Genomic DNA, 24060 nt, shown 5'->3' on the forward strand with positions numbered 1-24060 from the left:
AATACTTTAGAGCGAACAATAAAAAGCCGCACCATCACAATGATGGTGCGGCTTTTCTAGTTTTTGGAAATGGTCATGTTTAATCATAGCCATTAACCAAGAATTGGACTCTTGATTACGCTAGGTCGTCTTTACCTTCGATAAGCGCATGGTGGCTAACTGAACCTGCAGTGCGTGCTGCTAGGTGTGGAACGTAACCAGGATCGTTCATGAAATCTACCGCAGCTTGCTTTGATGGCCACTCGATGATGATGCGAAGTGCAGGCTGTTGTGCGTCGCCTTCAAGGCGTTCGTGGCTAGAAGTACGCGCTAGGTATTTACCGCCGTATTGAGCAACCAGTTTGTTTGCAGGGCCAATGTAATCGGCAACCCATGCGTCTGTAGTTGGTGTTACTTCTAGTACTGAATAGTAAGACATAATGATGTTCTCCACGTTGTGCGCTCTGAATGAGTCTGTGCACTTTAGTTATTGGTCGTTTTAGTAACTGTCTTGCTAACGTCTTGGCTAGCGGACGAAATAATAGTAGTTCGAGTGACCCTGTTTGATAATCCCTACGATTGAATAATCTTTATATAGAAAATGTTGATAATGCTTTCTCCAGGTACACTTTCTATATTGGATTGAAGGTAATGAAGAGTAGAGGTGTGATTAGAAATCAGAGGGGGTTGAACGAGTAGGGTATGGAGGCCGTACAGCTAATAAACGGGAAGGAACATCATAGGCCAAATACTATGAAAGGCAGCCCAGTTGCGATAACTGAGATGCCTAACGTGTTGTGTAGATAATTGTTTTTATTAGATTATAAAGAGAAGCGAGTCCAGTTTTTTGCTCGCCAGCGACGAACCATGATTAACCCGCGGAACCATTCATCCATCGCGATCGCCATCCAAGCACCAAATACGCCATAACCCCAATGCACACCAAGTAGATAGCTCATCGCGACGCCAATGCCCCACATGCTAACAATGCCCATTTTTACAGGGAACTTGATGTCGCCAGCGGCTTTCAAACAAGAGATGAAGATCAGGTTAAACACACGGCCTGCTTCTAAAATAATAGAGCCAGCAATCAGAGAGGCCGTTAGCGCGAGAATCTCAGGGTCTTGTGTGAACACATCCAATATCTCGAAACGGAACAGGTAGATCACGCAGGTTATGGTAGTCGAGGCGATAAAGCCAACCACAAAATAACGTTGCACACGGTTGGCGATTTCATCAATCCAACCTTTGCCGATGTAGTAACCGGTTTGAATTTGGCTTCCCTGACCAATTGCCAGTGCGAACGCAAAAGAGAGGCGAGCGATGTTTTGTGCATAGGTGAATGCTGCCAACGAAGCCGTGCCCATTTGCACGACAAAGAACATGATGGTGATCTGCGCCATGTTGTAAGACAGCACTTCTCCGGCGTTCATCGAGCCAATCTTAATGATCTTCTGGTAGATGGCTTTAGGTACCGATTTAAACTGTTTCAGTGGTAGGTCAATGCCTTTACTTCTCACAACACCAATCAAGATAAACATCCCGATTACTTGGCTAATAACGGTCGCAATCGCTACGCCTTGCACGCCGTAAACCGGCAGGCCAAAAGGTTGGTAGAGTGCACAGTAGTTGCCGAACACGTTAATTACACCCGCAATCATATTGATGACCATGGGTGATTTTGAATAGCCATGACTGCGCAGGATAGTCGTGAGCACTACACCTATCGTGACGTTAAAGGTCAGTGCACCACTGATGAACAAGTACTCTTGAGCGTACTGCTCGACTTGAGGTTCAAGTTGGTAGAGTGGGATAAAGTATTCAGCGCCCAGCACAGCAAAAATACTCAGCAATACACCAGTAACAATTGCCAATATGATACTAGCAACGCCGACTTGCGCACTCTCTTGCTCGCGAGAGGCGCCGTTATATTGTGCGATTAGAATGCCAGTACCACTGCTGACCATGGTCGATACGATGATTAGGAAAAAGGATATCTGAGAGATAACACCAACGGCAGACACGGCTTTGTCTGAGTATCCCGATAACATGAATACATCACTGGTGTTGAGTGCCGTTCTTAAAAGAACTTCGATAAAAATTGGCCAGGTGAGCGCAACGATTCCCATACGTTTGTTTAGGGTGGAATCAGCATTAGGCATTTAGGTTTTCTCAAAAAAAGGGGTAGGCGACACTATAGTTTAGCGATTATTTAGTAAACGACTATCAAATTAATGTCCGGATAGCTATTAAGGGTAAAGAAAATACCAATAAGGTCGTTAGAGCCAAAAACTAAGTGGGGTACATGAAACTTTTTGAATCGTTTCATGGGTTGCGTTTGGCTAGTTAAGCAAAAGGATCATAGTAGGCCAAATACTATGATAGCCTGTTTTTCGCTTATGTTGCTTCAGATATAAAAAAGGCACTCAGCGAGAAACTGAGTGCCAAAGTCTGAAATTTATGAGGTTAGATTTTCATTGGATTTCAGAAGACAGGTATAGGTTTTTACTTACTCTGCATCAGTAAAGAAATCGTTGTACAACATGTATAGGTGAGCCGCACTCCAAGAGAAGTTTGGTGCACCTTGTTGTTCACCGTTTAGCGGGTTGTAGTTCTCACGGATAGGACCATCTTGTACCAAGCCATCGGCGTGGTCGAAGAATGCGCCTGCCATTTCAATCGCATCGTCACGGTAGCCGTAGCTGTCCATGCCTTTTAAGCCGAAGTAGAACTGGTCTACCCATACACGTCCACGCCAGTAAATGTCTGGACCAAATGCTGGGCTAGAAAGCGCTGCTGTGCCTAGTGGAACGTAGGTGTTGAACTCTCCAGTATCTTTCATCACAGAGACAACCGCATCAGCGTGAGCTTGTGTTGCTGCGCCATTGAACAGTGGTGACCAACCCTCAGGGCCTTTGCCACGTTCTACAATTGGTTTACCCGCACAGCCATTGGCTAAAGGCTTGTCTTCAATACGAATGTCGTAGTAGAAGTTCGTGCTTTCATCGAACATGCAGGTGTTGATGTAGTTCGATAGGTGCTCCGCTTTTTCACGGAACTCTTTCGCTTCTGCGTCTTTACCCAGAATGTCAGCCATTTCTGCTAGGTACTTGTTATCGCTGTACATGTAGCTTGCTTGGTCAACCGACTCTTGCAGCAGTGAGTAGCCTAACAGTGTGCCGTCTTCCGCACGGTTTTGAGCGAATTCAACATCCCAATCGCTGCGCTTGCCGCCGTTCGCGACATACGCGTCTAGCTGATCTTTATCGATGAAACCAAAGGCTGCCGCATCGTCACGACCGGATTCCCAAGATGCAGCGGTTTGAGCTGGGCTCTCGATGTAATCGTAGTTACCTTCCGCTACCACTTTATCCAGTGCTGCTTGGCCTACGACGGTTTCATGCTTATCACCACGAACCACGGTGAAGTACATTTCACCTTCAGGTGTGTTGTGTGCTTTGTCACGTGCAGCGCCGTACTCTGGAACACCGTTACCGTTGTTATCACGATTACGTAGCCACCAATCATGGTATGCCACTAGCTTTGGATACATCTCTTCAAGCCAAGCTTCGTCGCTGGTGGTCTTGTAGACTTCCATTACTGCCCATGCCGCTAAGCTTGGTTTGGTATTACGTTCGTTCCAGTTACCACCGTCGCCGCCACGTTCTGGGCTTAGGTTGTAAGCCAATAGATCGGGCACGTAGCCTTCATCCCAAGGGCGAACGGCGTCGTCAGCCTGAATTTGATAAGCGAACATCGCGCGGATGTTGTCTTTCGCTACGTCTGGGTTGAAGTGAGCCATTGCATAGGCCTGTTTCCATGTGTCCCACGGCCATGTTTGGTTGCCCGAGAACCAGCGAGCGGTTACCGATGGAGTGACAGAATCAAACTCCATTGCACCTGCAGCGCCACGCCAGTTTCCGTTTAGGGTTTCCATTGCTTTAACTGCAACACGCTCTTGTTCTGGTGTTGCGTTCGGGTTGGTTAAACCCATCTCAAGATAGCCTTCCCAACGCTCTGCAGATGCCGCTAAGAAGTCAGTTGGGTTTGCCATGATCTTCTTGATTTCAGGCTGTTCAGCTTGTGCTTCTTCTGCCGTTAGAACATGCGAGTAAGTGGTGTAGATGATGGTCGATTCTTCAATGTTTGCCGTTGAAGTAAACGCTAAACCATCCACTGTGGTTTGTGTTGGAATCGATTTGTGAACTTGGTACTCAGACTCACCAGAAGTCAGCAGATCCCACGTTGAACGCACTTTACCGAAAGTGACCTTTAGGCCGTCGTCGGTTGCGACGATTTGACGGTCATACTCAGGGTAAGTTTCAGCGATTGTTTTGTCGGTTTGTGCCACGCCTTCTTTCGCATGGGTCTTTTCTAGCAGTTCACCATCCCATACCAATTCTACTGGGGAGTCGGTAGTGATTTTCGTTTCTAGCAGAGAGGTGCGGTTTGAAGCAAAACGCATCGTCATTTCTACCGTCACATCGTCAGATTTTAGTGTCTGAACTAATGCACCTGGCAGGCTGTAAGCTTCCATGGTGAATGCGACTTTTTTGCCATCTTTGAACACGCTTAGGCGGTCGAAGTTATCAGCCATGAAGTTGATGTATTCTTCAGTAAGCAGTGCCGTTCCTGGGAAGCCGCCCATGCCTTCAGCTGTGTCTGGCAGCAAGTGACCGTGCCATGCACCTAGGTCGAAGAATGGGTTGAAGCGCTGGTGGTCATCGAAGTCGTAGTCACGCATGTATTCTGGTGAGCCAGTGCGGTCGATAACGTTCTTAAATTCGTTTGCTTGCAGTTGCTCTGTGTCAGAACTTGAGTTTGATGTACAGCCAGTAACAACAAGTGCTGCGCCGATAGCGAGAGCTGCGAATGATTTATTCAGTTTCATGATGAGTTCCTGTTATTACCAGTAGAAGTATTGCATTGCGAACACTTGCGCGTCGCCGATTTCAGTGTCGCTGCCTACGCCAAAGCGACTGTCGAACGCAGTAGCAAATGCGCCGTTTCCGTATTCGTACCAAACGCCGGCATTGATGTAAGAGGTGATCTCTTTGTCGCCATTGTCACCGTCAAAGTTCGCGTAGTTGTAGGCTGCTGATAGGTAAACGCCTTGTGCGGCTTCATACCATACACTGGTTTGAATACCTGATTCGCTACCGAAAGACTCTTGGTTGCCTTTGTCGGTATCGTGCCAAACACGCGTTGCGAAGTTCTTGTACTCAGCACCTAATAGTAAAAGTTCACCACCATCGTTATTGCGAACTTCACCGCCGCCCATTAGGGTTAGGTCGTCAGTCAGATCGTATTGGAGGTAACCGTTGACCATGGCATTTTTGTCTTTCCATTGGTCTGCGAAGTTGTCGTACTTACCAAAGTGAAGTAGGGCATCGTCTTCAGAGAAGTCAGATTCTGGAGCAAAGGAAACGCTGTAGCGTAGCTTGCCTTCTAGGTTTTGGATCTTCACACCGACATGTACGTCGCGCGTGTTTGAGATTGCGTAGCCGTACTCAACGGTAGGGTCACCCCACCATTGAACGTCATCCAGTGACGAGTCCATACGGCCAACAATAAATTCTGTTTTTGCGTCGGTGCGGTAACCTGCGTAAAAACGGTTAAAGCCCCCTTCGAAGCCGCCCCAGCCGTGGCCAGTTGCCCATGCATTGCCTTCGTCATCGGCTTGTACCGTCCAGCCTTCCATGTAAGCAAGACCAAACCAATTGCCATGCTCGATAGCCAAGCCAGCCTCAATGTAAGTGCCGTCTGCGTAGCGGCCTTTGTCGTCGCCTTCTAGTGCAACGTGACCACCAAGGCCAAGCTCACCATAGAAGTCAAATAGCGTTTCAGATTCTGTTTTAGGGGGCTGAGTGTCGCTGTGGTTAGCGGCTGTTTCATCAGCGTGGGCATTAGCCGTTAGAGCAGCAAGGATATAGCTTGTAATAAGAGTGGTTTTAGTAAAACTACGTTTCATTTTATTCACTTCTGTTTCGGGTTGATAAATGAAGCTTCGTAGGCTGTTCTGACTTCTAATGTTGGGGGTTCTTCAAGGCGTATATGGTCAGGTCACTTACGATCGCAAAACCGATATTAATGATTATTTTTGTGTTTAAAATTAAATTGATCTAAAAGTGTGATCTATTTTTAGTAAATATTTACTTTTAATTTATTTTGGTTTTTAGTTGAATTTGTACGCTAATGCTTGGGATGGAAGGTATTTGGAGCGTGAATCGAATTTTGAACCAATAAACAGGCTTGTAAATAAAAAGGCACTCACCAAATGGAGAGTGCCTTAGATTGTTAATGAGAGTATCAAGCCAAATTAAGCGTTAGCAGGTTCTGGCTTTGCTTCGAGCTTCTTCTCTTCTGGAGACAAGCTTTTCTCGTATTGACCGTACTTCCACCACGCGTAGCCAAGGAAGATCACAATGCCACCCACGTTGTAGAAAATGATGGTCATGATGTCTGCGCCAGTCGGGAAGGTCGATGCAAAGAACCCTACCGTGAAGATACCGATAAGAATCGACACTGCGGTAATGCCTACTCGGCGTGAGCCCATGCGGAAATCACGAGGTAGATGGTCGAGTTTTACACGCAGGTGCAGGTAAGCAATCATAATGAACAGTGGCGGTAACATAGAGGCTGCGGCTGTCATGTTTATGATGGTGCTCATTAGATCTTGTACTGTGTCCGACGCCAGTGTTGGGATGAACATCAGTGGAATTACGATAAAGAACTGAACCCAAGCCGCACGCTCTGGCACGCCTTGTTTGTTGAGCGCGACAGTTTTCTCGCCGAAGATGCCTTTAGGGATTTCAGAGAAGAAGATCTTAACCGGTGTTGCTGTCCACATCAGTAGCGAGCCGAGCATCGCAGTGAATGAAACCACACCCACAAAGCGATTCATCAGGATCTCAGACAATCCAAAGTGTCTTGCTAGCCCTTCGAATACCTGTACTGAACCACCAGTAAACTTCAACTCTTCACGAGCAACAAACACGTTCGCAAGTACAGAACCAACCGAGTAAAGCGCACCGATAAAGATACCGGCAATGATGATCACCTTAACGAAAGACTTGTGACCACCCTTGATGTCGTTAACGTAAACCGCGACCGATTCCGCACCGCCTGCCGCCATGAAGATCCAAGTGATTACGCCAAGGAATGCCCAGTTAAAGCTTGGTGTCATTGCCTCAATCGTGATTGGGTCTGCCGGTTCGATACCACCGACTAATGCGCCGCCTGACAACAGGATGTAAGACATAGTCAGCAATAGCATCAGTGACGAAGTTAAAGAGGTGATAGGGCCCAGTAGCTTCGCGCCGTTGTTCGATATGTGAGTCGCGACCGCAAACAAAATGGTACTTAGGATTGCCGTGGTCATTGGCGTGAAGATGTACTCGAAACCTAAGAACGCATACGACGCGTAAGCGATGATTCTAGGTAACAGAGACGTGAAGAAGAATAAGTTAACAAACCAGTATGTGTAAGCCGAAATAAACGCCCAGCGGCCGCCTAGCGAGCTTTTAACCCAAGAATAAACACCCGCTTCAGAGTCTTTATTCAGTGACACAAACTCAGCGACTATCAGACAGAAAGGAACAAAATAAAAGATGGTTGCTAAAAAGAACATCGGAGCCGAAGAGAGGCCGATTTCGATGTTGTTATTAATGATGTTATTGAAGCTATATACCGCCGCGAAGGTCATAGACAGTAGGGCAAATTTGCCTATCGTACTGCGTTTATTATCGGACATGATGTTCTCCGGTGAATCACGTTGATGATCGTTATAACTTGGTCCTAGAGAGGGAAGCTCTAGGCCGCACTTTTATTGTTATGTTGGTTTGGCAAACACCCGCTCAGATCAATCAGGGTTGGCTCAGATATTATTTTTATAGATTGACGATCGGACTTCTTAGTGATTTATCTTTGCTGTTTCAGTAAATTTATTACCGAAACAACAGGTTAAGGACTCAGAAGTTCTATAAAGAGATTGGCTGTTTCATGTGCGACCTTTGATAAGGCTTGTAGGGGCTTTGTGTCGTTTTTTTATATGGAACAGCTTGTCTCTTCAGCAAGAAGATTAAAGATTAAGCGGCGGGAAGTTAATCAAAATTGATCAATTATGTGACCTTGAGTAAATAAATTTAGTTAATGTTTTACCTTGGTTTTTATTCGAGTTTTATTACCGATTAATTGGCGTTTTTCGTGAAGTGAAACCTTGACGGAACGGCGTTTTTATTTTTGAGGTTGTTGTTTCAATTGTCTGATTTAAAACAAAAAAGCGCCAATGAAGGCGCTTTTAATTAGATGTGAAGGTTTTGGATTACGACTGCTTAGCCGTTTCTAGCTTTGCTTCTTTACCTGCTTGCTTCTTTTCAAAGCGAGAGATCCACCACCATGCAATACCAGAGAATACCGCTGTCATGAAGACGTTGATGAAGAAGGCTTGAACAAGGTCAACACCTGTCGGGAATGCCGATGCTGTCATGCTCACAACGAAGATAGTAATCAGAACAGAAACCACAGCCATACCTTGAGTGCGAGTACCCATACGGAAATCACGCGGTGTATCGTCATGCTTCAAGCGGAACACAAAGTACGCCACCATAATGAAAATAGGCGGTAGCATTGCGGTACCGGCTGTTAGATTGATAGCCGTGTTCATCATGTCTTGTACAGATTCAGAGCCGAAGCCGTTAACCACAAGCATCACGAATACGAACGCAAACTGCCACCATGCTGCACGAACAGGAACACCGTGCTCGTTCAGTTCTGTTGTCTTCTCGCCGTAAACACCTTTAGGGATTTCAGAGAAGTGAATTTTTACAGGTGCCGCAGTCCACATCATCATTGAACCGAACATTGCAACGAACAGTACGATACCAACGAAGCGACCCGTTAGAGATTGTGAAATGTCGAAGTAGTTCGCCATACCTGTGAAGATTTCAACCATGCCGCCAGCGTAAGTGAGTTCATCACGTGCAACGAATACGTTTACTAATAGAGAGCCAACTGCGTACATCGCGCCAATCGCGATACCGGCACCAATGATGACCTTGATGAAAGACTTATGACCACCTTTCACATCGTTTAGGTATGCGGCAGCTGTTTCTGCACCGCCAGCTGCTTGGAAGATCCAACACATAATACCTAGGGTTGCCCAGTTGATGGTTGGTGTCATTGCTTCTAGCGTGATTGGTTCAACTGGTTCGTGGTTACCGCCCAGTGCCATCAGTGCACCGATAACGTAAATCGCGAACAGAGCAAATACACCGTATGCCACGATCTCTGCAATCTTACCTAACCAGCTCGCGCCTTTGGTTGAGATGTGCGTTGCCGCAGCAAATAGACCAATCGAGATGGCCGATGTGACGACAGGTGAGAAGGCGTATTCGTAGCCAAGCATCGCGTAAGATGCGTAGGCGATAACGTTTGGTAGCAGCGATACAAACCAGAAAAGGTTCACAAACCAGTACAGGAACGAACCTAGGTAGGCCGCTTTCGTACCCAGCGGTTTTTTAAGCCAGTCGTACATGCCTGACTCAGAATTTTTGTTTGCTGATACGAATTCAGCAATGATGAACACGAATGGAATGAAGTAAATAAGGGTCGCAAGCAAAAAGATAGGAGCAGAACTCAATCCCAATTCGATGTTGTTATTTACGATGTTGCGAACGTTAAATACCGCTGCAAATGTCATGGAGAGCAAGGCAAATTTGCCCAACTTACCGCGTACAGATTCAGACATAGTGTCCTCCGGGGAATCACATAATTATAGTCGTTATTTCTCTGTGCTTCTTTGTAGGGAAGAAGTATAGAGGGTTTGTTCAGTCTATTTGAGCCTTGAACGGCAAGGCTCAAACGCACTGTGAATTAATAGGGTTTTACTTACTTATTAAGGAAGTAACCGTCTTCAATAGTCACTTTCAGCACCACCTTGCGAACTCGGTTATCACCGTGAAAACGGTAAGCTTTGCTGTTATCAAAGATCGCCACTTGGCCTTCAGCTAACTCACGAGTTTCACCGTTACCCAATAGGTGTTCACGGTCAGTTTCATCGCTGTAAGCTTGGATTTGTTCTAGCTCTGATTTCGCTGCGAACTCGACAGTTTCACGACCTTCTAGGTAGTAGTGCACATCGAAATAACGACGATTACCGGTGAAGTTTTCAGTGTTACGAGCCACGCCGTCTTCAATCATGTAAGCCAGTGAGTCACCAATCGAATACATCACGCCATCTTTGATGTTGCCGATGTTTTCAATTGCCTCTACACAGCGTTGCCATTTACGACCATCGCGGTAAACGACTTTAAATTGTTCTAAGTTCTCTAAAACGATCATCGCTTATGCCTCGTTCTGTTGTGGTTGAGCTTTCGGTGTTTTCGCCGTAAAAAACTCATCGCCAAAGTTGTGATTGATTAGGTGCTGCGCGTCGCAATCGCCTGCTTGGAATGGAAGCAGAGTTAAGCCGTAACGGAACTCATCCATGTACACGCGGTAAGAGTCGAGCACTTCGCTGCCCCAAGAGTTCGAGCCTAAGCCCATCACTTGGTGGTCTAGGTTTAGCGTGATGTAACCGCTCTTCTCTAGCTCAATAGTGTGTTGTGCTTGGTGCAGGTTTTGATTGGTGTAGAACCATGCGCTGAAGTTGATTTCTTGCTGTGGTTTCACTGCAATACCATTACCTGCGCGGCTTGAAAGCGCAGCCCAACGAACATGCTGGCGGTTGCCATTGTTTTGTGGGAACGGGTAGTTCTCGAACATGTCAGCCACCGTTGATTGGTACACATCAATCATGTTGGCTTGCTTGCTGTCTTGGTAGTTCTCTTCAGGGCCGCGGCCGTAGTATTGAACTTGATCGAAGTCGCCGTTGATGCCCATATCGAAACCAATCACTGGAATCACATGTGGGTAATCACCGTAGCGTTCACCGCTTAGTTCAACGTTCAGTTGACCTTCTGCACTGACTTGGTATCGATACTCACAACGCATGCCGAAATCGAATACTGGTGGAGCAATGATGCTGGTGGTGGTGATCTCGACCTTACCGTTTACCTGTTCAACGTTAAGGGTGCGGAAGTGTTCCTGCATGATCTGCAGATGTGCTGGCTCCCAGTAACCATCATGCTCTTGCTTGTGGTTATCGATCATTGGCTTGAAGAAGTTGAGTCTTGGTTCTGACTTAATTAGCTCTTCGCCATTGACCAACCATGACGTCAGCTTGCCGTTTACTTTCGAGAAGTTCAGTGCAAAGTTGTGGCCTTTGATTAGGTAAGCAAGACGAGATTCTTCAACATTCAGTGCTGTCGCATTGTTGTTGGTGAAGGCTTCTAGCTGCGCCGTGTTCTCTTTCACTTGGAATTGGTAAATCGCAATATCGTGGTTCGCTTCGCTGTAAGGCGTGCGGGAATCCTTGCGAACAGTAAAGTTCACAAACACTTCGCGCTCATCAAGTTGTGGCAAGTTAAGTGTTAGTTCACGGCTAGAGTTTTCTGCCAGCTCTTCAACCTTGATGTGTTGCACAGCAATGGTTTCACCTTCAGCACGAATTTCTGCAGTGATGGTGTAGTCATCAATGTTTGAGAACCACAGTTTGTTATCAACGGTGAAGGTGCCAGTTTGTGCATCGAAATCGCGAAGCTTCACTGGGGCAATCACTTGTTTGTACTCTTTCAAACCTGGACCTGGTGTTTGGTCTGGGTAGATCAAACCGTCCATGCAGAAGTTGTAGTTGTTCGGGTAGTCACCGTAGTCGCCACCGTACTTGTAGAACTCAGTACCTGCTTCATCACGTGCCAGAATACCGTGGTCACACCATTCCCAAACATAGTGACCTTGAATCGAATTGTGCTTGTAGAACACGTTCTGGTACTCGGTTAAACCGCCCGGGCCGTTACCCATTGCGTGTGCGTATTCACAGATGATGCGTGGTTTTTCGTGTGGGAATTCACCGAAGGCATTCATCAATTGAGCACGTGAGTACATGGTTGAAATGATGTCGACTACCTCAGCATCACGGTCTTCTTCATAGTGAACCAAACGTGTGTCATCAATCGCTTTAGCTGCATCGTACATAGAACGAATGTTGCAGCCGTAGCCAGATTCGTTACCTAAAGACCACATGATGATAGAAGGGTGGTTCTTTTGAGCATGAATATGACGTTCGATACGCTCAACAAACACCGCTTCCCATGCTGCATCGTTAGTGATGCGGCTTAGGTCGCCAACGTTAGCAAAGCCGTGTGTTTCAACATCGGTTTCACCCATTACGAATAGACCGTAGATGTCACACAGTTCGTAGAAACGTGGGTCGTTCGGGTAGTGAGCAGTACGTACTGAGTTGATGTTGTGTTGCTTCATCAACACTAAGTCTTTCTCTACGCGATCCATGCCAACAGCGCGACCTTTTAGGTGGTCGTTGTCGTGGCGGTTCACACCGTGCAGCATCACGTATTTGTTGTTGATGTAGAACAGACCATCGCGAACTTTAATGTCACGGAAACCAACGCGTTGTGGGATCACTTCTAACACTTTGCCGTCAGCGTCTTTCAGCGTCAGCAGCAGTTGGTAAAGGTATGGGTTTTCAGCATTCCATTGAACTGGGTTAACCACATCAATAGAGAATTGAGTACTCGCATTGCCATCGACATTTAAGTTATCTAGTGAGCCTTGCGAGATAACTTGGCTGCCATCAAGCAATGCGTACTCAAGGGTTGCGTTGGTCGCTGCTGCTAAGTTTTCTAGAGCAACATTGCACGAAAGGGTTGCGCTTTGGTAAGCATCGTCAAAATCAGTGCGAACCGTTAGATCTTGAACGTGCAGTTGTTCTTTACCTACAAGGTAAACATCACGGAAGATACCGCCCGTCCACCACATGTCTTGGTCTTCAATGTAAGTGGAATCGGCCCACTGCATCACGCGAATAGAAAGTAGGTTGTTGCCCGCTTTTACGTGGCTAGAGATATCGAACTCAGCGGTTAGGCGGCTGCCTTTGCTGAAACCTACGTACTCACCGTTTACGTAAACTTCGAAGTAGGTCTCTACGCCATCAAACTTGATGATGGTTTGTTTCTCGTCCCAGCTTTCGCCAAGGAAGAAAGAGCGTTGGTATGCGCCTGTTGGGTTGTCTGATGGTACGAAAGGTACATCAATTGGGAATGGGAAACCTTCATCTGTGTATTGAAGATCGCCGTGGCCTTCCATTTGCCACATGTTTGGAACCGTAATGTGGCCCCAGTCGCTCATCTCTTGAGAGTAAAACTCTTCAGGAACCAAGAGCGGGTTAGTGAAGTAGCTGAAATTCCATTGACCACTTAACAGTTGAAAGTGGCTGCTTAATTCACGTTGAAATGTCTTAGCTGTTTTTTCTGATGCGTATGAGAAGAAGTAAGCACGTGGTGCCATACGGTTCTCATGTAAGTTCAGGAAGTTTTCCCAGTTGTTCACGTTGCCTCTCTCTCGGCCTGTTTGAATGCTGACCGACGTTCTTATGCGTAATTGGGTCGTAGTGAATACGAGTATTTTCGGACTGAGGTAATTATTAGTAAAAATTTTACTAAATGAAATTGGTGAAAACGTTTTACTTTAACTCCATCACGTTTTTTGTGGGCTTTTTACAGTGCTGTGTGATCCACTTAAAAGAATGCTATTTGGTGTTTTATACAGCAGATTGGAAGAGACGATATGTGATTGGAGAGGGAGATAACAGGTACAAAAAAGGCCACCTATAGTAGAGGTGACCTTTCGTTATCTATTTGAAATATAATGTTATTTTGTTGTGTCGCGCAGCTTGAGTTTACTTGGTACGTAAACTCTTAGTGGGATAGTACGGCCATCGCGTACCTTCTCAATCAGAAGGTTAACACCTTGAATTCCCATCAGTTCAGAGTGAATACGAACGGTTGATAAACTTGGGAAGGTAAATTTAGCGGTTGGGATGTCATTGACACTGATAAGCGCAATGTCTTCTGGAATGCTTAATCCGTGTTCATGAACGGCGCGTAAAACACCAATTGCAATCGAATCTGATGCAATAAACATCGCTTTCGGGTAATCGCCGCTCTCTAGCATCTTCTTCGCCAGCTTGTAGCCAGATGAACTAGAGAAGTCACCGCGGTAGATATCTTGTTCGCTGACTACGTTCTTCAAACCACCGTATTCTGCAAAAGCGACTTCGCGAATATCTGAGGTGTTAATGTCGTCTTGGCCACCGATGAAACCAATGCGTTCGTAGCCTTGGTTAATGAAGAAGTTGGTGATCTCTTTGCTGATGCGAGCCAGGTCAATATCAACTGAGTCATAAGGTTCAGAGTGATCGGTAAAGTCGACATAACAGATATTATCGGTGAGCTTTTTCGCTTGTGCGATAACTTCTTGCGTCATTCTACCAACCAGTAAAATACCGGTTATCTGGCTAGAGTTTGTCTGTATTTTACTTTCGTAACATTTGGTTAGGTTAACTTCCATCTTCTCGCACTGTGTCTCAATACCGTGGCGAATCGATAGATAATAAGGGTCGTTAACTTCCGCTTCTTGCTTGTAGTTGTACAGAGCAAGGAAGTGGTGGTTCTGCTTTTTACCGCTAACCGATTTACGTGAGCTGCTGGTTTTGTATTCCAACTTCTCGGCAATTTCAAAGATACGCCTTTTGGTCTCTTCCTTGACGCTTAATGTAGGATCTTCATTGAGAACCCGAGAAACGGTAGCTAATGAAACATTTGCTTCCGTCGCGATATCTTTTAACGTTGCCATACTCACTTCCTGTTCTTGGAACATTGCGCTGCTTTGAAATTTGTCTTTAGTAAAAAAAGCAATGCACCTCTTTATTCTACTGACCTATTGTAATCAAACTGAAAGCCAATGCATTAACTTTTAGTAAAATAAATGCTCAACTCCTCTGTGATGTCGCAAATCTAACTATCTATAAAGATCTCATTTAATTTCAATGAATTAGCACTATCTATCGATTCGCCAATTCTATGTTGATATGAATATGTCTCGTGGAACTTTGTGTAAACGTTTACACTTCGTGGTTCTGATCACAGAATTATAGTCAGATTGACTGCTACTATTTCTGTAACAACGAACTAATACACAGAGTATCGGTTCAGATTTCATCATGAATGACAGTGAAGAGAGGTTGATTGTGAAAGTACTGGTAACGGGCGGAATGGGTTACATCGGAAGTCACACATGTATTCAAATGATGCAGGCAGGTATGGAGCCCATCATTGTAGACAACCTTTGCAACAGCAAAGAGCTAGTGCTGGAGCGAATCAATGCGCTAACCGGTCAAACGCCAACATTTTACCTTGGCGATATTCGTGATGAATCCTTCTTAGATGGTGTTTTTGCCAAGCATGACATTCAAGCCGTCATTCATTTCGCTGGCCTAAAAGCGGTGGGCGAATCAGTCGCTAAGCCTCTTGAATACTACGATAACAACGTCAATGGTTCTCTGGTTCTAGCGCGCAGCATGAAGAAAGCTGGCGTGAAAAGCATCGTGTTCAGCTCTTCAGCAACCGTATACGGCGACCCTGAGATTGTGCCGATCACCGAAAGCTCACCAACGGGCGATACTACGAACCCTTATGGTCGTAGTAAGTACATGGTCGAAGAGTGCTTGAGTGATTTGTTCAACGCTGAAAACGACTGGAGCGTCACTTTACTGCGCTACTTTAACCCTGTTGGCGCACACCCATCAGGCACCATGGGCGAAGACCCGCAAGGCATTCCAAACAACCTAATGCCGTTCATCGCACAGGTTGCCGTTGGTCGTAGAGAGAAGCTTTCTATCTTTGGAAACGATTACCCAACACCGGATGGAACAGGTGTTCGTGACTACATTCACGTAATGGATCTGGCTGATGGCCACGTAGCAGCATTAAAAGCCGTGGGCGAGAAAGCGGGTTTGCACATTTACAACCTAGGTACAGGTAAAGGCTCGAGTGTACTTGAGATGGTTGAAGCCTTTGCACAAGCATCGGGCAAGCCAGTTCCTTACGAATTATGTCCGCGCCGTGCTGGTGATATTGCCGAATGTTGGGCAAGCACTGAAAAGGCAGAACGCGAACTGGGCTGGAAAGCGACACGCAGCGTGATGGAAATGACGGCGGATACGTGGAATTGGCAGTCGAACAACCCACAGGGTTACTAATAAACTTTTAGGTTATTGAGAAAAGAGAGATTCCAGATATCTCGTACCTCGATTCTGGAATGACGGATAAGCATAAGGCTATGAAGCGGTTGCATTTGCACAAATAGCACAACGAGATCACACGTCATTCTCTACAGCGAGGGACGAGCGTGATAGGGAATCTCCTTGTAGAAAAATTATTCGTCTTGGTGAATTGACCAAGACACAAAAATTAAGAGCAATGTAAGTATGTCAAAAGTTGAATTTAACCCAGTAGACCACCCGCATCGTCGTTATAACCCACTAACGGGTCAGTGGATCTTAGTATCACCGCACCGTGCTAAACGCCCGTGGAGCGGTCAAGACGAGAAGCCATCGACTGAACAACTTCCTGAGTATGAGAAAGAGTGTTTCTTGTGCCCGACCAACACACGTATCTCGGGTGACGAAAACCCAGATTACGACGGTACTTATGTGTTCAGTAATGATTTCGCGGCGTTGATGCCTGATTCGCCTGACGCTCCCGAGTCTGACAACCCTCTATTTAAGACTCAAGGTGTTCGTGGGTTGAGCCGCGTTATCTGTTTCTCTCCAGACCACAGCAAAACGCTGCCAGAGTTACCGGTGAATAAAATCCGCGGCGTGATTGATACCTGGAACGAGCAGGTTGAAGAGCTAGGTAAAGATTACCTATGGGTTCAAGCGTTTGAAAACAAGGGCGAGACAATGGGCTGTTCTCAGCCTCACCCACACGGTCAAATTTGGGCGAACAGCTTTCTGCCAAACGAGATTGAACGTAAAGAAAAACTGCTAAAAGAATACTTCGAACAACAAGGTTCAAACCTATTAGTGGATTACGTTGAAGCTGAAGTTAAAGACGGCTCACGCACTGTGGTTGAAACCGAACATTGGATTGCTGTAGTGCCTTACTGGGCGGCATGGCCATTCGAAACCATGTTACTGCCAAAAACACACATTCGCCGAATGAGTGAGCTGACTGACGAACAACGTGATGACTTGGCACTTGCAATTAAGAAGCTAACAAGCCGCTACGACAATTTGTTCCAGTGTTCATTCCCATACTCGATGGGCTGGCACTATGCGCCGTTCTTTGAAGAGGGCACAGACATTGACCACTGGCAATTGCACGCGCTTTTCTACCCGCCGCTACTACGCAGCGCATCGGTTCGTAAGTTCATGGTGGGCTACGAAATGCTGGCGGAATCGCAGCGTGATTTGACCGCAGAACAAGCGGCGCAACGTCTTCGTGATTTGAGTGACGTTCACTACAAAGAGCAGTAATACGCAGCTTCTTAGATAGTAAGCGAGATTCCTGATATCTCGTCCCTCGATTCTGGAATGACGACAGCTGAGAAACTTAGCCGCTGATGTTGTCATTCCCTACAGTGAGGGACGAACGAGATAGGGAATCTCAAGAATTAAAGTGGTGCCATGAAGGGGCCACAACCAATTGAACAAAGAGTTTAAGCAGAGAGTTTACTTATGTCTGATCTAATCCAAAACGTGAAAGCATCTTTTGAGCAAGTCCTTGGTTACCAAGCGACTCACATCGTTCAAGCGCCAGGTCGTGTGAACCTGATTGGTGAGCACACTGACTACAATGATGGTTTTGTTCTGCCGTGTGCCATTAACTACCAAACCGTTGTTGCGGCAGCAAAGCGCGACGACAACATGGTGCGTGTGGTGTCTGTTGACTACGATAATGCGGTAGACGAATTCGACATCACGCAAGAGATTACCTTCCAACAAGACAAAATGTGGGCGAACTACATTCGTGGCGTGGTGAAGTGTTTAATTGGTCGTGGTTACCAGTTCAAAGGTGCGGATATTTCTGTATCAGGCAACGTACCTCAAGGTGCGGGTTTGAGTTCATCGGCGGCACTAGAAGTGGTGATTGGTCAGACATTCAAGGTGCTTTACAACTTAGAGATTACTCAAGCGGAAGTGGCGCTGAATGGTCAGCAAGCAGAGAACGAATTTGTGGGCTGTAACTGCGGCATCATGGATCAAATGATCTCGGCTGAAGGCCTAGCAAACCACGCGATGCTTTTGGATTGCCGTAGCCTAGAAACTCAAGCAGTTTCAATGCCAGAAGACATGGCGGTGGTGATCATCAATTCAAACAAGAAACGTGGCTTAGTCGACAGTGAATACAACACACGCCGTGAGCAGTGTGAAGAAGCGGCTCGCTTGTTCGGTGTCCCAGCACTACGTGATGTAACGATTGAGCAATTCAAAGCGAAAGAGTCTGAACTGGATGAGATGGTTGCTAAGCGCGCTCGCCACGTGATTACCGAAAATGACCGTACAGTAGAAGCGGCTCAAGCTCTGCGTACTCATGACATGAAGCGCATGGGTGAGTTGATGGCAGAATCACATGCATCAATGCGTGATGATTTTGAAATCACAGTTAAAGAGATCGATACGCTAGTGGATATGGTTAAAGAAGTGATTGGCGATCAAGGCGGCGTGCGTATGACGGGCGGTGGCTTTGGTGGTTGTATCGTGGCATTGGTTCCGCCAGCTTTAGTTGATGAAATTAAAACAACCGTTGAGCAGAAATATCAAGCAGCGACGGGTCTAAAAGAATCTATTTATGTGTGCCAAGCGAAAGACGGCGCCGGCCTAATTGAAGTAATCTAACTGCTTCGAGACTTAAGATAGCGCTTACCGAGTAAAAAGTTCATGGTAGGCCAAATACTAAAGCCTTTACCTCAACGTAGAGGCTTTTTACTGGCAGTAGAAGGAATTTAGAATGACACAAGCGCAGAACCTGCATCAATCCATGACAGAAACTGCAGCCTATGATGGCCAACCTGCTCAGCTTGTCACGTTGTCAAATGCACACGGCATGGAAGTGACATTCATGGATATTGGCGCAACGTGGTTGAGCTGTATCTTGCCAGTAAAAGGGAACAGACGAGAAGTGCTATTGGGTGTGAATTCAATGGATAACTTCGAGAAGCAAGCCAGTTATATGGGGGCGACAGTTGGTCGTTATGCTAACCGCATTGCCAATGGTCGTTTCAAGATTGACGGCAAGAATTACAAACTGGAAACCAACCAAGCGGGCAACACCTTACATGGTGGTCCGAATGGCTTTGATAAACGTCGCTGGAATATTGCTGAGCAAACTGAAACATCGGTTGTGTTTAGCTTGGTATCAGCGGATGGCGACCAAGGTTTTCCGGGTAATTTGAACGTGTCGGTTCGTTATGAAATCACCGAAGATAATCGAGTCTCTATCAATTACACAGCCAACACCGATAAACCAACCGTAGTGAACCTGACCAATCACGCCTACTTCAACCTGCTCGGTGCCGAAGCAGGGCATGATTGCTTGTCTCACATTGTGAGTATCAACGCGTCTCAGTTCTTACCAACCAACTCTGTCGGCATTCCATTAGGCAACTTGAAATCGGTGAAATCGACCAGCTTCGACTTCACTCAGCCTATGATGATCTCAGAGCGTTTATTAGGTGATGAACAACAGAAAGCCGCCAAGGGTTACGATCACTCTTTCTTATTGGCTGACGGCTGTAAACGCACTCAATGTGCCGCGACCGTGACTTCGCCAGATGCGCTGGTCACCTTAAAAGTATTTTCGACCAAACCTGCGATGCAGTTATACACCGGAAACTGGCTTGGTGGCACACCAAACCGAAGTGGTGGCAGCTATGAAGATTACGCAGGTTTGGCATTAGAAACCCAGTTCTTACCTGACTCTCCTAACCACCCAGAGTGGAAGCAGGACAGTTGTATTCTCCAGCCTGAACAAGAATACCACTACCGTACCTGCTACCAGTTTGAATTTTCGGGGGATTCTTCAAACTAGTACACTCTAGCTCAAAGCGGTGATGCCAAGTTCTTTTGTTGATTTATGAATGGAGCGGTGTGATTTATTCCGCTGCTCTTAGGGGGATGAACAAAAGTGGCACTTAGCAATCTACGACCTAATAAGGGAGCGATTGTTGGGTACGAGAGTAAGGTAGGAAAGCCCTAACAGAAGCGATTCTGTTAGGGCTTTTTTTCGTTTGCTGTTTGGTCTGAGAACAGAACTTAGAGTTTCTCTACCGAATTACGGCGCACCAAAGTTGGCGAGAACATCATTGGTTCTGCCGAGGTGTCTTCACCTTTGGCTAGGTTCAAGGCAAGTCGTGTTGCTTTCTCTGCCATCATTTGAATTGGGTAACGAATCGTAGTCAGCTTCGGATGAACATAGCGAGCAATTAAGCCATCATCGAATCCGATGATCGACATCTTCTCTGGCGCTTGGATTCCGTTTTCATCGAGTACCGACAAAGCACCCGCCGCCATGTAATCATTGTAAGCCACAATACCAGTGATTGGCAGTGATTTAGTCAGCAGGTTCGTCATCGCATATTCGCCACCGTCACTGGTTGGTAGAGCCTGCTCAACATAGCTTTCAGACAACTCAATCCCATACTCTTTCAGCGCGGCTTGGTAGCCTTCAACACGTTCGTTGGCATCTTCAATGCTTGAAGAGGAGGCGATACACGCAATATTTTTATGACCATGACGGATTAAGTATTCAGTCGCGAGGAAGGCGCCTTTCTTGTTATCTAGGAAGATACAGCGATTGGCAATTTCTTCGATGTAACGGTTGATCAGCACTAAGCCTTTTACTTCTTTAGAGTAAGCAATCAGCTCTTCGTCAGTCAGGCCTTTTGAGTGAATGATTAGGGCGTCACAGCGACTGTTGATCAGCAACTCAATCGCTTGTTGTTCTTCTTCACGATTGTGAGAACCATTACCCACCAAGATGTGTTTGCCGTTCTCTCTTGCAACGTTGTCGACCGATTTAACTAGCGTGCCGAAGAAAGGATCGGAAATATCACCCACCAACACACCGACGGTATTGGTGCTTTGGCTTACGAGCGCGCGGGCATTGGCATTCGGGCGATAGCCGAGTTTAGCCATCGCTTTAGTGACTGACTCGATAGAGCTAGCACTGGCCTTCGGAGATTTGTTGATCACCCGAGATACGGTTGCGACTGATACACCTGATTCTTTTGCGACATCCTTGATTGTTGCCATATTTAACCTCTATATATTGCTGTATCTATTTAACACCGACAATGAGTGCAAGGCAATCAAACTCTTATTTTACTTCCGGTAATGAGATCTTTACCGCTTGTAATTATTAGGCTTAATGCTAGTGTAAACATTTACATTTCAATTGATTTTAGTAAAAGATTTAATGAGTGAAAATCAATCAATATAGGAAGTGAGAAATGGATACTGTCTCTTATGGCGACTTTGCTAAGTTAGAAATGCGTGTGGGTAAGATTATCGAGGTTGTGCGTCATGAAAACGCAGACAAGCTTTACATCGTGCAAGTAGATGTGGGTGAGAAGACGCTACAAACAGTGACCAGCCTAGTCCCTTATTACACAGAAGAAGAGTTGATGGGCAAGCAGGTTGTTGTGCTGTGTAATTTAGCGAAGGCTAAGATGAGAGGTCACACTTCTGAATGTATGCTGCTGTGTGCGGAGACGGATGATGAATCTGAAAGTGTATTGCTGACACCAGAACGTGCAATGCCAGCGGGTATTCGAGTGGTTTAAGTGGTCTATTTTAGTCGGTGAGCCTATTCGTTATAAGCTCATCGACTTCTCTGTTCTCAAAGCTACAAACTTATCAAAAATCCAAAATACCGAAGCTCCAAAATTATCACAGTTCCAAAACTACCAAAGCCCTCAAAGACTAGCTGCGAACACTCAATATCAAACCATCAATCACACTGTGGTGGTGATCCGAAACGCCAGCAAGGTTGCCGTATTTGGGCTGGTGGCGATCATTTTCTAATGGGTGGTGCCAGCCTTGTGTGTGTTCCACAAAGTGCGCGGCAAAGCTTTCAGATACCTCTAAACATCCTGCCATAACGGTATCGACATAGGTTTGAACGATAGGGCTGTTTTCACAAGGCGCTTGAATCTCGTCTTTGATGTATACCCAGATCGATTGATCCGTTTTAAAGTCAGTTTGGCTCTCTATCTGATCAGCTTTCAATTCGATTCGGTGATAACCGCGTTCACGACGATCAAATTCAGCCAATGCCACATCATCCACTTCAAGCAAAACACCGTTCACTTGCCCTTCACCAAGGTTGACGATCAAAGGGGATAACACGTAACTGTCATCGATCTTACTCCAGTGGCGCACTAAGCCATGAACAATCGCTGGGATTGCTTGACCCGTTTGACCGGTAAGTTGACGTGAAGATGAGTTGATCAAGCTGCCATAACCAAAAATATACATCGCGTTCCTTGTCTGTTCTTTTGTATTTGAGACTAGTCTTACTATATGTGGCGAGATGGCAAAAGTCAGTAAGTTTCTATTTACACATCTGTATGTCTTTATGACTCTTTTTGTTATGTTTTTTTGACTTGTTTATTGGCTAGTGAATCTCGTGAGTGGCTGTTTTTACTGGCTTTATCTAATTGGCGCGTTTCATGCAATATGATCTGCATATTGCATCGAATTTGATGCACACCAAATTTGGTTTAGGTAATACCTTGGCCGCTTATCTGAGAATTAGGAGCGAGTTTGTTAAATATCACAGATAAAAGTGTAGAAGACGCGATTCCAGCCTACCTGCGTTTAGGCTTTCGACCTTTCTTCTTTTTGGGCAGTCTCTATGCCGTGATCGCGATTGTGGCTTGGGTCATCATGTTCCAAAACGGTCAGCCAGAGATTTTAAACGTTCCCGCATTGTGGTGGCACGTGCATGAGATGCTGTTTGGTTTTTCGATGGCGATTGTTGTCGGCTTTGTGCTCACTGCGGTACAAACCTGGACGGGCGTCAATGGCACCAAGCATTATCGATTAGCTGTGCTCGTCGGATTGTGGCTGGCGCCTCGTATTTTGTTTTGGACTCCGGCTCCGCTGTGGCTGATCTCTTCGATTGAAGCGTTGTTCTTAATCTTCGCGGCTTACGAGATTGGTTTCCGTGTCGTGAAGTCGAAAGGTTGGAAGAATCTATTCTTCGTACCGCTGTTTATATTGGCTATCGTGGCGAACTTTGCGAGCTACGCGACCATTAAAGGTATGCCACCATTTCCTTCATCAGCGGTATGGCAAGCGATGTTGTGGTGGTTTACGTTGTTGTTGTCTGTAATGGGCGGACGAGTGATCCCATTCTTCACCGCTCGTCGCTTTGACTTTGAGAAAGCGCAGCCATTGGTTTGGTTGGAATGGCTGGCAAACCTGCCTTTGGTTGGGCTGTTTGTTCTAAGCTTCTTCCCACTCACCTTTGCTCAGGTAGGTAATGAGCTAATGGTGTTTGCTGGCATGACTCAGTTAGTCCGCTTTATCCGTTGGAAGCCTTGGACGACGTTATCTGAGCCTTTGGTGTGGTCACTGCATGCGGCTTACTTGTGTATCCCTCTAAGCTTACTGCTACGTGGTTTGTTAGATAACCCATTTGCGAGTCATAACATGCTACACCTGTTTGCGATTGGTGGCTTGAGCGGTTTGATTCTTGCGATGATTACGCGCGTGACCATGGGACACACAGGTCGTGCGATTTACAAAGGACCAAGCATGGCGCTAGCCTTCTCAGCGATATTTATTGCCGCGCTGGTTCGTAGCTTAGGCGTGACTTTCTTCCCTGCTTATCTGTTTGAGATGGTTAACATCAGTGCGGGCTTATGGACGTTGGCGTTTGGTCTGTTTATCTGGAAATTCGGCATGATGCTACTAACCCCAAGAGTAGATGGTCATCCTGGCTAAGTTCATTGATTTGCGAACCCATCTTGAAACGGAAACACTGAGTTTCCCGTTAAACATCACAGCAAGTTATCGCTTTAATCTCCCCTTATTTGAGCGTAGTTCATTTCGTTATTGTCGATAAAACAGTGCTGAAATTGGTGGTGAACAGAGGGTTGCTAGGGAATTGAAAT

At 46.1% G+C, this 24060-nt stretch carries 17 protein-coding genes; 6 read left to right on the forward strand and 11 right to left on the reverse strand.

What is annotated here, in order from left to right:
• Nucleotides 1–115: 115 nt before the first annotated feature.
• The 9 genes from L1D22_RS03100 to ebgR all read right to left on the reverse strand — a co-directional run bounded on the left by L1D22_RS03100 (nucleotide 116) and on the right by ebgR (nucleotide 14730).
• Nucleotides 116–418 carry a DUF1330 domain-containing protein gene (locus tag L1D22_RS03100; protein ID WP_239828675.1) on the reverse strand — a complete coding sequence of 101 codons (303 nt, stop codon included), beginning with the start codon at nucleotides 416–418 and terminating at the stop codon, nucleotides 116–118.
• A 382-nt stretch (nucleotides 419–800) separates the two neighbouring features.
• The gene (locus L1D22_RS03105; protein WP_239828676.1) at nucleotides 801–2141 is read right to left on the reverse strand and encodes an MATE family efflux transporter; all 1341 of its coding nucleotides are present in this window, start codon (nucleotides 2139–2141) and stop codon (nucleotides 801–803) included.
• Nucleotides 2142–2488: 347 nt separating this feature from the next.
• The gene (gene ygjK, locus L1D22_RS03110; RefSeq protein ID WP_239828677.1) at nucleotides 2489–4870 is read right to left on the reverse strand and encodes an alpha-glucosidase; all 2382 of its coding nucleotides are present in this window, start codon (nucleotides 4868–4870) and stop codon (nucleotides 2489–2491) included.
• Nucleotides 4871–4885: 15 nt separating this feature from the next.
• Nucleotides 4886–5950: a protein YgjJ gene (gene ygjJ, locus L1D22_RS03115; RefSeq protein ID WP_239828678.1), complete on the reverse strand. Its 1065-nt coding sequence runs from the start codon at nucleotides 5948–5950 to the stop codon at nucleotides 4886–4888.
• Nucleotides 5951–6298: 348 nt separating this feature from the next.
• A complete protein-coding gene (locus L1D22_RS03120) occupies nucleotides 6299–7732 on the reverse strand; it encodes an amino acid permease (RefSeq protein ID WP_239828679.1) in 1434 nt (477 codons plus the stop codon).
• Nucleotides 7733–8302: 570 nt separating this feature from the next.
• On the reverse strand, nucleotides 8303–9727 hold the full coding sequence (locus L1D22_RS03125) for an amino acid permease (RefSeq protein WP_239828680.1): 1425 nt from the start codon (nucleotides 9725–9727) through the stop codon (nucleotides 8303–8305).
• Nucleotides 9728–9867: 140 nt separating this feature from the next.
• Entirely contained in the window at nucleotides 9868–10320 is a 453-nt protein-coding gene (locus L1D22_RS03130) for a beta-galactosidase subunit beta (protein ID WP_161748949.1), read from the reverse strand.
• A 3-nt stretch (nucleotides 10321–10323) separates the two neighbouring features.
• A complete protein-coding gene (gene ebgA, locus L1D22_RS03135) occupies nucleotides 10324–13425 on the reverse strand; it encodes a beta-galactosidase subunit alpha (RefSeq protein WP_239828681.1) in 3102 nt (1033 codons plus the stop codon).
• Between the two features lie 321 nt (nucleotides 13426–13746).
• On the reverse strand, nucleotides 13747–14730 hold the full coding sequence (gene ebgR, locus L1D22_RS03140) for a transcriptional regulator EbgR (RefSeq protein WP_239828682.1): 984 nt from the start codon (nucleotides 14728–14730) through the stop codon (nucleotides 13747–13749).
• 394 nt (nucleotides 14731–15124) lie between these two features.
• Between ebgR and galE the strand changes: the two genes are divergently transcribed.
• The 4 genes from galE (at nucleotide 15125) to galM (ending at nucleotide 19970) form a co-directional block, all read left to right on the forward strand.
• Complete coding sequence (galE, locus tag L1D22_RS03145) at nucleotides 15125–16135, forward strand: UDP-glucose 4-epimerase GalE (protein ID WP_239828846.1); 1011 nt, start codon at nucleotides 15125–15127, stop codon at nucleotides 16133–16135.
• Between the two features lie 228 nt (nucleotides 16136–16363).
• The gene (locus tag L1D22_RS03150) at nucleotides 16364–17416 is read left to right on the forward strand and encodes a UDP-glucose--hexose-1-phosphate uridylyltransferase (protein WP_239828683.1); all 1053 of its coding nucleotides are present in this window, start codon (nucleotides 16364–16366) and stop codon (nucleotides 17414–17416) included.
• A 201-nt stretch (nucleotides 17417–17617) separates the two neighbouring features.
• Complete coding sequence (gene galK, locus L1D22_RS03155) at nucleotides 17618–18778, forward strand: galactokinase (protein ID WP_239828684.1); 1161 nt, start codon at nucleotides 17618–17620, stop codon at nucleotides 18776–18778.
• 112 nt (nucleotides 18779–18890) lie between these two features.
• Complete coding sequence (gene galM / locus L1D22_RS03160; protein ID WP_239828685.1) at nucleotides 18891–19970, forward strand: galactose-1-epimerase; 1080 nt, start codon at nucleotides 18891–18893, stop codon at nucleotides 19968–19970.
• 224 nt (nucleotides 19971–20194) lie between these two features.
• Here galM and L1D22_RS03165 read toward each other — a convergent pair whose 3' ends face one another.
• Complete coding sequence (locus L1D22_RS03165) at nucleotides 20195–21193, reverse strand: substrate-binding domain-containing protein (protein WP_239828686.1); 999 nt, start codon at nucleotides 21191–21193, stop codon at nucleotides 20195–20197.
• Nucleotides 21194–21390: 197 nt separating this feature from the next.
• Between L1D22_RS03165 and L1D22_RS03170 the strand changes: the two genes are divergently transcribed.
• Nucleotides 21391–21723 (forward strand): tRNA-binding protein, encoded by a 333-nt coding sequence (locus L1D22_RS03170; RefSeq protein WP_102437284.1) that lies wholly within the window; start codon nucleotides 21391–21393, stop codon nucleotides 21721–21723.
• Nucleotides 21724–21862: 139 nt separating this feature from the next.
• Here the strand turns inward: L1D22_RS03170 and L1D22_RS03175 are convergent, their stop codons facing one another.
• Complete coding sequence (locus L1D22_RS03175; protein WP_239828687.1) at nucleotides 21863–22417, reverse strand: gamma-glutamylcyclotransferase family protein; 555 nt, start codon at nucleotides 22415–22417, stop codon at nucleotides 21863–21865.
• Nucleotides 22418–22705: 288 nt separating this feature from the next.
• On the opposite strand from L1D22_RS03175, the gene L1D22_RS03180 reads away from it, so the two are divergent.
• On the forward strand, nucleotides 22706–23890 hold the full coding sequence (locus L1D22_RS03180) for an NnrS family protein (protein WP_239828688.1): 1185 nt from the start codon (nucleotides 22706–22708) through the stop codon (nucleotides 23888–23890).
• Nucleotides 23891–24060 lie beyond the last annotated feature (170 nt).

The sequence above is a fragment of the Vibrio sp. Isolate34 genome (assembly GCF_022397915.1).
In the GTDB taxonomy this organism is placed as follows: Bacteria; Pseudomonadota; Gammaproteobacteria; order Enterobacterales; family Vibrionaceae; genus Vibrio.

What these genes read in the sequence shown, in the direction of transcription:
- L1D22_RS03100 (WP_239828675.1), bottom strand. Translation starts at nt 418, where the DNA reads ATGTCTTACTATTCAGTACTAGAAGTAACACCAACTACAGACGCATGG.
- L1D22_RS03105 (WP_239828676.1), bottom strand. Translation starts at nt 2,141, where the DNA reads ATGCCTAATGCTGATTCCACCCTAAACAAACGTATGGGAATCGTTGCG.
- ygjK (WP_239828677.1), bottom strand. Translation starts at nt 4,870, where the DNA reads ATGAAACTGAATAAATCATTCGCAGCTCTCGCTATCGGCGCAGCACTT.
- ygjJ (WP_239828678.1), bottom strand. Translation starts at nt 5,950, where the DNA reads ATGAAACGTAGTTTTACTAAAACCACTCTTATTACAAGCTATATCCTT.
- L1D22_RS03120 (WP_239828679.1), bottom strand. Translation starts at nt 7,732, where the DNA reads ATGTCCGATAATAAACGCAGTACGATAGGCAAATTTGCCCTACTGTCT.
- L1D22_RS03125 (WP_239828680.1), bottom strand. Translation starts at nt 9,727, where the DNA reads ATGTCTGAATCTGTACGCGGTAAGTTGGGCAAATTTGCCTTGCTCTCC.
- L1D22_RS03130 (WP_161748949.1), bottom strand. Translation starts at nt 10,320, where the DNA reads ATGATCGTTTTAGAGAACTTAGAACAATTTAAAGTCGTTTACCGCGAT.
- ebgR (WP_239828682.1), bottom strand. Translation starts at nt 14,730, where the DNA reads ATGGCAACGTTAAAAGATATCGCGACGGAAGCAAATGTTTCATTAGCT.
- L1D22_RS03150 (WP_239828683.1), top strand. Translation starts at nt 16,364, where the DNA reads ATGTCAAAAGTTGAATTTAACCCAGTAGACCACCCGCATCGTCGTTAT.
- galK (WP_239828684.1), top strand. Translation starts at nt 17,618, where the DNA reads ATGTCTGATCTAATCCAAAACGTGAAAGCATCTTTTGAGCAAGTCCTT.
- galM (WP_239828685.1), top strand. Translation starts at nt 18,891, where the DNA reads ATGACACAAGCGCAGAACCTGCATCAATCCATGACAGAAACTGCAGCC.
- L1D22_RS03165 (WP_239828686.1), bottom strand. Translation starts at nt 21,193, where the DNA reads ATGGCAACAATCAAGGATGTCGCAAAAGAATCAGGTGTATCAGTCGCA.
- L1D22_RS03170 (WP_102437284.1), top strand. Translation starts at nt 21,391, where the DNA reads ATGGATACTGTCTCTTATGGCGACTTTGCTAAGTTAGAAATGCGTGTG.
- L1D22_RS03175 (WP_239828687.1), bottom strand. Translation starts at nt 22,417, where the DNA reads ATGTATATTTTTGGTTATGGCAGCTTGATCAACTCATCTTCACGTCAA.